The organism is Marinobacter sp. UBA5687 (genome assembly GCF_002420325.1).
Lineage (GTDB): Bacteria > Pseudomonadota > Gammaproteobacteria > Pseudomonadales > Oleiphilaceae > Marinobacter > Marinobacter nauticus.
Window position 1 is genome coordinate 1 of the sequence record NZ_DIHV01000054.1, and the last position, 10,847, is coordinate 10,847.

At 59.8% G+C, this 10,847-nt stretch carries 11 protein-coding genes; 8 read left to right on the top strand and 3 right to left on the bottom strand.

Annotated features, from left to right (window positions below):
- From B3Y70_RS05705 to B3Y70_RS05740, 8 genes are all read left to right on the top strand, one after another.
- On the top strand, window positions 1–345 hold a 345-nt coding region (locus B3Y70_RS05705), incomplete at its 5' end, for an FAD-binding domain-containing protein (RefSeq protein ID WP_288589368.1).
- Window positions 342–833, top strand: a complete 492-nt coding sequence (locus tag B3Y70_RS05710; RefSeq protein ID WP_273030704.1) for a DUF6231 family protein — start codon at window positions 342–344, stop codon at window positions 831–833. The genes B3Y70_RS05705 and B3Y70_RS05710, both read left to right, overlap by 4 nt.
- Complete coding sequence (locus B3Y70_RS05715) at window positions 824–2,467, top strand: phytoene desaturase family protein (protein WP_011783871.1); 1,644 nt, start codon at window positions 824–826, stop codon at window positions 2,465–2,467. Before B3Y70_RS05710 ends, B3Y70_RS05715 begins: the two co-directional genes overlap by 10 nt.
- Window positions 2,468–2,469: 2 nt before the next feature.
- Entirely contained in the window at window positions 2,470–3,105 is a 636-nt protein-coding gene (locus B3Y70_RS05720; protein ID WP_222197703.1) for a tRNA-uridine aminocarboxypropyltransferase, read from the top strand.
- A gap of 75 nt (window positions 3,106–3,180) precedes the next feature.
- Window positions 3,181–3,576 (top strand): YkvA family protein, encoded by a 396-nt coding sequence (locus B3Y70_RS05725; protein ID WP_023010703.1) that lies wholly within the window; start codon window positions 3,181–3,183, stop codon window positions 3,574–3,576.
- Between the two features lie 90 nt (window positions 3,577–3,666).
- Complete coding sequence (gene pomA / locus B3Y70_RS05730; protein WP_288589369.1) at window positions 3,667–4,443, top strand: flagellar motor protein PomA; 777 nt, start codon at window positions 3,667–3,669, stop codon at window positions 4,441–4,443.
- Between the two features lie 2 nt (window positions 4,444–4,445).
- Complete coding sequence (locus B3Y70_RS05735) at window positions 4,446–5,363, top strand: flagellar motor protein MotB (protein ID WP_022993371.1); 918 nt, start codon at window positions 4,446–4,448, stop codon at window positions 5,361–5,363.
- A 229-nt stretch (window positions 5,364–5,592) separates the two neighbouring features.
- Window positions 5,593–6,801 carry an ammonium transporter gene (locus tag B3Y70_RS05740; protein WP_199453620.1) on the top strand — a complete coding sequence of 403 codons (1,209 nt, stop codon included), beginning with the start codon at window positions 5,593–5,595 and terminating at the stop codon, window positions 6,799–6,801.
- Window positions 6,802–6,812: 11 nt separating this feature from the next.
- Here the strand turns inward: B3Y70_RS05740 and B3Y70_RS05745 are convergent, their stop codons facing one another.
- The 3 genes from B3Y70_RS05745 to B3Y70_RS05755 are packed head-to-tail and all read right to left on the bottom strand — an operon-like array spanning window position 6,813 to window position 10,843.
- Complete coding sequence (locus B3Y70_RS05745; RefSeq protein ID WP_288589370.1) at window positions 6,813–7,895, bottom strand: lipocalin-like domain-containing protein; 1,083 nt, start codon at window positions 7,893–7,895, stop codon at window positions 6,813–6,815.
- The gene (locus B3Y70_RS05750) at window positions 7,892–10,153 is read right to left on the bottom strand and encodes an ABC transporter permease (protein ID WP_288589371.1); all 2,262 of its coding nucleotides are present in this window, start codon (window positions 10,151–10,153) and stop codon (window positions 7,892–7,894) included. The genes B3Y70_RS05745 and B3Y70_RS05750 overlap by 4 nt, the downstream gene beginning before the upstream one ends.
- A 6-nt stretch (window positions 10,154–10,159) precedes the next feature.
- Window positions 10,160–10,843 (bottom strand): ABC transporter ATP-binding protein, encoded by a 684-nt coding sequence (locus tag B3Y70_RS05755; protein WP_288589372.1) that lies wholly within the window; start codon window positions 10,841–10,843, stop codon window positions 10,160–10,162.
- Window positions 10,844–10,847: the final 4 nt, after the last annotated feature.

Genomic DNA, 10,847 nt, shown 5'->3' on the forward strand with positions numbered 1-10,847 from the left:
ATAGTCAACGCGGCCATGAATCAGCTGCGGGAAACCGGCTACATCAGTAACCGCGCGCGCCAGCTGGTGGCCAGCTGCCTGATCAATGAACTGGAACTGGATTGGCGTTACGGTGCCGCCTGGTTCGAACAGCAATTGGTGGATTACGACGTTGCCAGTAACTACGGAAACTGGCAGTACCTGGCCGGCGTCGGCGCCGATCCCCGCGGGCTCAGGCAGTTCAATCTGGACAAGCAGGCGCAACAGTACGATCCTGAGGGGGCCTTCGTGCATCGTTGGCAAGGCGAGGCTCTACAATCAGTGGGCCTGCATACCGTAGACGCAGCAGACTGGCCACTATCATGACGACATCTGTAAGCCATCCGGAGAAAGTACTGGCCCGGATTCTGGATACCAGCCAGCCAGACATCCTTCTGTATTGTGGCGACACCGCCAGCCGGGTCAGCGAGGTGTGGCACGGGCAACGGGAAGCCGTTCGCTTGCTGACGCTGGACACCGCGGACCCGAACGCCCGACTGCCACTGGATTCCGTGCCCGACCTGGCCATTATCACCGACACCCTGGAACATCTCCCCTACGAAGAAGGGGCGCTTTTACTGGGACAGTTACGCAACTATGGCACCCATCAGATTGCGGTATTGGTGCCCCAAACCACAGACTGGGGCTTTACCGACTTCATCGCCCTGGGCTTTCAGCGTCATGCCGATATCGAAAGCGAGAACGGCGCACTCACGCTCTATACCTACAATCTGGATACTTACAATCATAAACGGGCCTGGAACAATCCCGATAACTGGGCCAATCCGGAAATGTGGGGAAAAGCGTGGTGGTAGATACAAATTCGAAATCCTTGAAGCCCAGTACAATCCGAATCGGTACCCGTTACCGCGCGAGCCGGCTCGATGGGCCCTATGATGCGGTAGTGATCGGCTCCGGTATCGGCGGTCTGACCACCGCCGCCTGCCTGTCCAAAGCCGGCTACAAAGTACTGGTGTTGGAACAGCATTACACCGCCGGTGGCTACACCCACAGCTACGCCCGTAATGGCTACGAGTGGGATGTGGGCGTGCACTACATAGGCGACATGGGCGCGCGCCACACCCTCGGCCGCCGGCTGTTCGATTACATCACCGACGGCAAGCTCGAATGGGCACCGATGGATGAAAACTACGACCGGTTCTTTCTGGGCGACAAAGTGGTCAACCTCAGGGCCGGCAAGGAAGGCCTGAGGCACTCGCTACTGGCGTCCTTCCCGGACGAAGAAGAGGCCATCGACCGTTACCTGGCTCTGCTCGGAAAAGTGGCCGATGGCATGCAATGGTATACCCTGTCCAAACTCTCGCCCGCGCTGGCTGCGCCACTGGTTTCCAGAGGGTTGAAAACGGTACTGCCGGACTGTTTCAACCGCACCACCTATGACGTATTGCGGGAACTCACCGCCAACGAAGAGCTGATTGGCGCCATTACCGGTCAGTGGGGCGATTGCGGGGTGACCCCGAAACAGTCGAGCTTCATGGTGCACGCGCTCATTGCCAAACATTACCTGTACGGTGGTTTCTACCCGGTGGGCGGTGCCTCGGAAATTGCCAAAACCATCATCCCGGTGATTCAGTCCGGCGGTGGTGACGTGCTCACCTACGCCGACGTGAGAGAGATCCTGGTCGAAAAGGGCAAAGCCGTGGGTGTGCGCATGGCCGATGGCCATGATATCCGGTCGCCGCTGGTGATCAGCAACGCCGGTGTGATCAATACTTTCGAACGGCTTTTACCCGAGTCTGTCGCAGACAGCATTGGCTATCCTGGCAGCCGGGAACACATCAAACCCTCAATGCCCCATATCGGCCTGTATATAGGCCTGAAAGGCACGCCCGACCAGCTCGGCTTGCCGCGCACCAACTTCTGGATTTATCCAAGCGCCGACCACGATGGCAACGTGGAGCAATTCCTGAAAGATCCCCGGAACACCTCTTTCCCGGTAGTCTACATCTCGTTCCCGGCAGCCAAAGACCCGGACTACCAGAACCGCTGGCCCGGAACCTCCACCATCGAGATTGTGGCGCCCACCACCTGGGAAATGTTCGAGCCGTGGCAGGGCTCCACCTGGGGCAAACGGGGCGAGGATTATGAGGCTCTGAAGGCTCGGATCACCGAGCAGCTTCTGGAAGTCATGTACGAAAAATTGCCCCAGCTTCGAGGTAAAGTCGACTATGTGGAAACCTCCACACCACTGTCGACCGCCTGGTTCTGCCGCTATGAGCAGGGTGAGCTGTACGGGCTGGACCACACGCCAGAACGTTTCGAGCAACGCTGGCTGAGGCCGAAAACCGACATCCCCGGACTGTACCTGACCGGGCAGGATATTCTTACCTGTGGCGTGGTCGGGGCAATGATCGGCGGGCTGGTTACAACCCTGGCCGTTCGCGGCCTGAAAGGCGCGGGGTTGGCCAAGCGCATTTTCGTGGGTTAAGCGTGGCCAGAGCACTGTGTACCCGCTGCGGCCTGCACCCGAACACCTGCGTATGCGAGGTTTGCGAGCAGGTCGACAACCGCCATCGCGTCATCATTTTGCAGCACCCGTCAGAAGTCGGTCACAGCAAGGGTACTGTGCGAGTACTTCAGCAGTGCCTGACCCGGCTGGAGGTACTGGTCGGCGAGAGCCCTGCCTCTTTTTCCCATCAAGGCTTGGAGCGTCTGTTAACCGAAACCCGTTCCGGACTGCTGTTTCCATGTGCTGACAGTCAGCCCGTGGAGAGCAACGCGGCAGCCCAGATCGACCAGTGGCTGGTTCTGGATGGCACCTGGCGTAAAGCCGCTAAAATCCTGCACCTGAACCCGCAGTTCCGGCAGTTGCCCTGCTTTCATTTCGCTGATCCACCGGCTTCGCGTTACCGTATCCGAAAGGCCCCAAAGGCCGGGCAACTCTCAACCGCAGAAGCCGTCGCCTACCTTTTTACATTGACCGAGCCGGCCACAGATACCGAGCCATTACTCAGAGCTCAGGACGTACTGATTCGAAAACGGCTGGCCTTCGTTCCGGACCACCACAAATCCAAAGACCATGAAGCGCCCGATCCTGAACTCCCAGGAAGTCTCACGAATTATTGAAATGGCCTGGGAAGGTGACGAACCAGCACGATTTCGTTATGTTGAGGCAATCGCTGAGCAAAGTGGTGACAATGTATGGCATGGATCTCAGATAAAACGGCTGCAAACGAGTTGAAAGAGCAAAGTGCCAAGGTTCACAGAGGCGACCTTGAGGCCCTGCTTGAACGACAAAAAGCCGTTGAAGAGAAAGTCAAAAACAGCGGCAGGCTGAATCGTTTCTCTACCGATATCAAGCTGATGTTCTCGCTGATTCGCGATTACTGGTACGGCCACTACCGGGCCATACCCTGGAAGTCCATCGCTGCGGTAGCCGGAGCGTTGCTGTACGTGCTGAATCCGCTGGACCTGATTCCGGATCTGATCTTCGGCTTCGGCCTGGTTGATGATGCCGGTGTGGTTGCCTTGTGCCTTAAACTGGTCGAATCCGATCTGCACCGCTACGCTGCATGGAAGGAGCTTCACTCATCATAGGATGAGGGACCAACCGGGCATTGATTAATAATCAACCAGGGAGTATTCTCCCGCCCCCTTAATCGTCACCTGCACAGTTCTGGAGTTACTGTGGATTTCGCCACCCTTATCGGCCTCGTCGGCGCCATTCTTCTGATTTCTTCGGCCATTATCCTGGGCGCATCGCCAGGCATGTTCATCAATCCGCCATCCCTGCTGATTGTGATTGGCGGTACCTTGCTGGTAGTACTGGCCAAGTTCAGTCTTGCCCAGTTTTTTGATGCCTTCAAGGTGGCAGCCCGAGCGTTCAAATTCAAACTGCCCGAAACTCAGGCCAGCATCGAAGAACTGGTGGAGATTGCCAGCATCGCTCGAAAAGAGGGCGTTCTTGGTATCGAAGGGAGGGAGGTCAGTAGTCCATTCCTGGGCCAGGGTATTCAGATGCTGGTGGACGGACAGGACGGCAACACCATCAAGCAGTTCCTCAACAAGGAACGCCTGATGACACTGGAACACAACCGGTCGGGCGCAAAAGTGTTCACCGCCATGGCAGATGTGGCTCCGGCCATGGGTATGATTGGCACGCTGATTGGCCTGGTGCAGATGCTGTCCAACATGGAAGATCCCAAGTCTATCGGGCCGGCCATGGCCGTAGCCCTGCTGACCACGCTCTACGGCGCCATGATCGCCACAATGATCGCTACCCCCATTGCCGACAAGCTGTCCCTGCGCATGACGGAGGAGGCCCGCATGCAATCGCTCTATATTGATGCCCTCGTCGCCATCCAGGAAGGCACCAACCCGCGCATTATCGAGCAGATGCTGTCCAGCTATCTTTCGCCCAAAGAGCGGGCCAGAAACGGCGATGCGGAAACGGCAGGCGGTTAAACATGGATGATTTGCCAGAAGAGGAAAAGCCCGGGATTCCTGCGTGGGTTGTCACATTTGCCGACCTGATGTCGCTGCTGATGTGCTTTTTCGTATTGCTCCTGTCGTTTTCGGAAATCGACGCCCAGAAGTTCAAACAGATCGCCGGTGAACTCTCCAAGGCCTTCGGGGTGCAGCGGGAAGTGCCTGCGCTTGAGATCCCTCAGGGCACCAGCCCGATCTTCGACAAGTTTTCGCCGGCGCCGCCAGAGCCCACTGTGGTCAATGAAGTCAAACAGACCACCACCGACGTACAGCCCGAAATCCAGACTCTGAAAAGCCCCGAAGAGAAAGCCATTGAGGAATCCATCCAGGAACAGATGGACGCCAACATGGCCCGGATTCTTGAAGTGCTGGAACCGGCTATTATGGATGGCCGGATCAACGTCTCGGAAGATCAGCGCCGCATCATCATTCGCATTGAGGAGAAGGGCTCGTTTGCCTCAGGTTCAGCCCAACTGACCTGGGAATTCGAGGGCCTGCTGCTGGATATGGCGGAGGTTCTGGCCGACATGCCCGGCGACCTCGCCATTGAAGGCCATACCGATAACGTGCCCATCCGCACCGAACGTTTCTACAGTAACTGGGACCTGTCCGCAGCCCGTGCCGCCGCGGTGGCTAATGTTCTGCTGGCTCGGGAGCAGGTGACTCCGGACCGCATCCGGGTGACCGGTCTGGCCGACACCGAACCACGGGTACCCAACACCTCGCCGGAAAACCGAGCCAAGAACCGGCGGGTTGAAATCGTTATCGATCTGTCCGAGCCCATGGAAGAGCAGGAACTGCGCCTTCGCGAGCTGATTCGTTCCGAAAGCGAGTCGCAGGAAGCCATTATTGGCATTGAGCCCGGTCGGGATACGCCCAGCGAGATTACCTGGTAGTAAAACCTTGCCTCGCGCCCTATCCAGATTGGTGCACAAGCCCTTGATGCGCACGCCTCTGGTGCACTTTGACGCAGATAAATACCTCCCTCGGCGCCCTCAGGTTCTCCAACCCCCCTGCAGTACTTGATATGCATTGTTTTGGAACAGCACTTGCTTGAGTCGCACCCCAACAATGCACAACGGCTCATCAGAAGCCGCGTAATCAAAACACTCAGGAGAAAAACCCGTGGACATCACGAGTGCCGTACACACCCTGACCGAGAGCGCCAACACGCTCTTCATTCTGATTGGCGCCATTATGGTGCTGGCCATGCACGCCGGCTTTGCGTTCCTGGAAGTGGGCACAGTTCGCCACAAAAATCAGGTCAATGCCCTGGTTAAAATCATGACCGACTTCGGCATATCCGCAGTCGCCTATTTTTTCATCGGCTACTACATCGCCTATGGCGGGCACTTTCTCAATGGCGCCGCCGAACTCACCTCCGCCAACGGCTATGAACTGGTCAAATTTTTCTTCCTGATGACCTTCGCCGCGGCCATTCCGGCGATCGTTTCCGGCGGCATCGCAGAGCGTGCCCGCTTCTACCCCATGCTGATTGCCTCGGGCCTGATCGTGGCCTTCGTCTATCCTTTCTTTGAGGGCCTGATCTGGAACGGGAACTTTGGTTTCCAGGCCTGGCTGGAGAACCAGTTTGGTGCGTCATTCCATGATTTCGCCGGCTCCGTTGTGGTGCATGCTGTCGGTGGCTGGATTGCTCTCGCTGCGGTACTGCTGCTCGGCGCCCGCACCGGTCGCTATCGCAACGGTCGGGTCGTGGCCTTTGCCCCTTCCAACATTCCGTTTCTCGCCCTCGGCGCCTGGATTCTGACCGTGGGCTGGTTTGGCTTTAACGTCATGTCGGCCCAGACTCTGGACGGCATCAGTGGCCTGGTTGCGGTCAACAGTCTGATGGCCATGGTGGGGGGTATTCTGGTTTCCATGCTGCTCGGCCGCAAAGACCCTGGCTTCATTCACAACGGTCCGCTGGCCGGACTGGTGGCGGTGTGCGCCGGCTCAGACCTGATGCACCCCGTCGGCGCCCTGATTACCGGGGGAGTGGCCGGTGCCATCTTTGTCTATCTGTTCGAGTGGGCACAGGCGAAAATCGAGCGGCTGGATGATGTTCTGGGTGTCTGGCCCTTGCATGGCGTATGTGGTGTCTGGGGCGCCATTGCCTGCGGTATCTTCGGCCAGGAAACGCTCGGGGGCCTGGGTGGCGTCAGCCTGATGTCGCAGATTATTGGCTCGGTGGCCGGTGTGATCGTGGCCTTTGCCGGCGGGCTCATCGTTTACGGTGCCATCAAAACCATTAGCGGTCTGAGACTGACAGAGGAAGAAGAGTTCAACGGTGCCGACCTCAGCATTCACCGTATCGGTGCCAATGCCGTTGAGTGAGTTTCCGGGCCTTATTGTGCCTGGTAACCGGTAAGCTCCATGTAACCCACGCCGGAATGGCTTCCGGTGACGGAAACCGGGCTCTCCCAATACGGATAGGGCCCGGAATTCCGGTAATCCCCTGCCGGCGCGGAGACCTCAAGGTTCACGTCGAAAGCCGGAAGGGTTATCTGCCAACGGCGCGGATAACCGGCTGGCTGGCCCACAGAGGTCAGCCCGATCTGTTCCGGCCCCAGCGCCACCGGCTCGCCCGTGGCTGGAATCCAGGTACCCGAGCGGAACGCCTGTTGTGTTTCCCGCAACTGGAACAGCATCAGCTTGTCCCCCGAATCCAGATGCAGGGCAAACCAGTCCCAGCCCTGCTGTCCGGCTTTGAGAAACTGGCTGCTCCACTCCCGGTCGAACCACCCAGTGCCCGCCACCCTCAACGTGTCACCCTCAAGGGTAACCGTTCCCTCAATTTTCAGATCTACCAGGCTGAAGTACATGGAGCCTTCGCCACTGGCGGATTTGGCGCTGAAACCGTCGTCACCATGAGCGACAGGATCACCTTGCGGCTGCAACGACAGATCGTAGGACCAGTGTTCTGTAGCGACCGACAGCTGCCAGCCAACGTGTCCGCTCGCTGGCCTCAGGTGCCAGTGATCCAGCCAGACTGAAAAAGGTTGGGCGGTGGCCCCGGCATGCCCGACATCACCCCTGGCGAGCTTTTCGGCAAAGCGGTGCTGACCGTTGTAGCTCACCGCTGCATGAGCCATCCAGGCAGCCTCCAGAGGCCAGAGTGCCGGCTTCGGCGGTTCGGATTCAACGGACCTCGGGGTCAAGGCCTGCCGGAACTGCGTCCATTGCAGACCCAGCGGCCTGCCGTTTTCGGTTTCCAGATTCGCGGTGAGATACCACCATTCAATGCGGTGCTGGGGATGAGGGCCTAAATCGGCGGGGAAGGACAGCCGGTCTCCGGGCCCGGGCTGCAGGAACTGAATCTCATGCTCAGATTCCGCCACACCGGCAAGGCCTGCGAATCCGCTCGGCTCTTCTGCCCGATCACAGGCGGTGAGTAGCAGCGCCAGAAGTACGATAACGAAAAGATTCATCGTTCCCCTCCCTGCAGCCCGTGGGCGGACTCCGGCGCCGAGGCCGGGCGACGCAGTTGCAGGCGCATCAGCAAGGCAATGCTGAGGCCGATGATCAGAGCCAACACGGCCAGCTCGATCCAGAACCCCGGGTACACCGCCATCGGCAGTGACCAGCCAAAAGCCAGCGGATTGACGCGCTGGACCAGAATCCAGGTGAGCCACACGCCAAGTGGCAGTGCACAAACCAATACCGCAAGAATCAGAGCCAGGGAAACCCGGGTGAGCTGAGTCGCGGCCTGGCGTTGGGGCATACCCCAGACGATCAGCAGGCGAAAATACCAGGCGCGGGTAGAGAGAAAGACCCACACCATCAGCAACAACGCGGCGGCGGCCAGAATCAGCGTGAGGGTAGTCATGGCCCGGGTCAGCAAGAAGGTCTGATCAAAAACATCAGTGGCCAGGGTCCGGATGGCCTGGTTATCCCTCACGGTCAGCTGAGGGGTATGCCAAAGCCGGGCCAGTTGCGCCTCAACCACTTTGATCTCTTCGATGCCCGCGCTTATCGACAGGCTTCGAAAGCGGGCTTCAAAGTCCTCGGGCAAGAGACTCGCCGGCACCAGCACCTCACCGGAGGGCCGCCCGTAATCCGGATAAACGGCCAGCACCGGAGCCTGTAACCGACGGGCGCCAAGCCTGACAATGAGACGGTCGCCTACTGCAAGCTTTTGCCTTCTGGCCAACTGCTCATTGACCATTAGCCCCTCGCCCCGCGCCAACGCCTGCCAGGGCGTTTCTGTTTGCGCCAGCAGGCGCCAGTTTTGCACCAGGTGACTGACCGGCCCGAGCGCAAACACATCGACAGGCACCGGCTCCCTGCCTGATGCTGCCTGCACGCTGGCCCGCCCACGAATCACCTGATGCCACAATTCCGGGCTCACCAGCTCCGGCTTTGCCGCCAGCCAGCTTACGGCAGCGGTGATATCCGCCCCTTGCGGTACTTCAATGTAGTAATCCGCTTCCAGCCGTTGCCCCAGCCACTGGTCAAAGGTGTCCTCGAACGTGGTTACCAGGGCATGAACCGCCAGCACCAGTGCCAAGGCAAACTGCAGGGCCACCAGCGGTAACGCCAGCCGACGCACCAGGACTGCGACTTCCTGTAGACGCCAGCGAATCAGCGGATCCCCGGTGTTACGGGCCAGCCAGCGGACAACCCCGGCAATCGCCAGCGGGGCCAGCCAACCGGCAGCGAGAAAAACCAGCGCCACCGCCAGGAACAGCCAGATCAGAGTTGGTGCCCACAGAGATAGTGCCAGCCCCAAAACCAGTAGCACCATGAAAAATGCCAGTTGCACCCGAGTCCGGAGCGGCCCCGACGAGTCCCGAACGCCCGCCAGGCAAGCGGCCACGACCACCGCCACCATGGTCAGGGTTGGCAGCCACCAGTCCTCCCCTCCACCGGCATAGAGCGGACGGTCGAACAGGCCTTCCAGGGCCTGCCCAAAGCCATCTGCCAAAACCAGTGCCAGCGCCCGCCCCAACCAAACCCCGGGCAGTATGCACACCAACGCCAGCAGCAGGTTTTCCACCAGCAACAGCCGGCTGAGCTGGCTCCTGTTCACGCCATAGCGATACAGCAGAGCCAGGCTTTCCCGACGTTGAGCCAGGCCGAGCAGGAACACACTGCGCAACAACAACGAGCTAATCAGCAGGACCAGCACTCCGAGCGCATCCAGGTTGAGCAGAAAACTGTCACCCAGCTCTGCCGTGTCAGGCGCAACGGCGAATGCCTGATAGCGGTAGCCCGCCGGTGGTGGCGACTGACCGTCGGCTTGCGACACCAGCAGAACCAGGGCCGATGCCTCGGCTGAGGCCTGAACAGCGGCTTCGCTGATATCGACGAAAGGCTTGCCATCGAGTTCGCCCTGCCAGGGTGTTGGCGTGTGTCCCGGCTCGGCAAAGCAATGGGCCGCCAGCGGATCAATGCCCACCAGCCGACCGCGCCCCGGTACCGGCACTTCCAGCCAAGGCATCACGCACAGGCCCTGGCGCCGAAGGGTGACAAAGTCCTGCACCGAGACCGGCTGGCCGTCCTCACGCACCACTTGCTGGCGCTCGGCGACAGCGCTCTCGCTCTGTTCAAGGCTGGCCCTGGCCTGGCTGGTGAGGTGATGTATTCCAGTCCAGAGCGCGGTGGCAAGCAGGATCATGGCGGCCAGCGCGGCCAGCTGCAGGGGGTGACGACGATAATGACTGAACAATGCGATGCGGGGAGACATAGGTCTTCAGGGCCGGCCCTGGTGCCCGAGGTCCAGTTGATGCAGGCAACGGGCTGCCAGGTCCGCATCGTGGGTCGCCAGCACCAGCCCACAGCCATGGCGGGCCTGGAGTTCGAACAACTCATCGGCGACAGTCTCAGCCGTCCTCCGGTCCAGGCTACCGGTCGGCTCATCCGCCAGAATCAGTGCCGGCCGGGTAACAAATACCATGGCCAGCGCAGCCCGCTGGCGTTGGCCACCGGAAACCTGATCCGGATAACGCTGGCCCAGCTCACCAATGCCCAACCTCTGGAGCCAGTTGCCAGCGCTGGTGTCGTCCCGGCCAGCCAGGCGCGCTCGCAACCGGATATTATCCAGCAGGGACAGGGTCGGCATCAGGTTGGCATCCTGAAAGACCACGCCGAGTCGGCTCTGCCTCAATTCGCACCAGGCCCGCTCCAGGGCCTTGCCCGTTGGCGCGCCATCCCCGGCCAAAGGCTGTCCCAACATCGCCAGCCGACCGGAACCGGGAGACTCCAGACCACAAAGAACATTCAGCAGCGTGCTTTTCCCGGAACCGGACGGGCCGGTGAGCGCCAGCGACTCGCCTCGCCCCAGATGCACACTCAGTTCCCGCAACACGGTCACATGCTGGTCGCCGCTCTCGAACTGTTTGCTCAGGCCGGTGGCACTGATCAGGTTATCGGCCATGTTT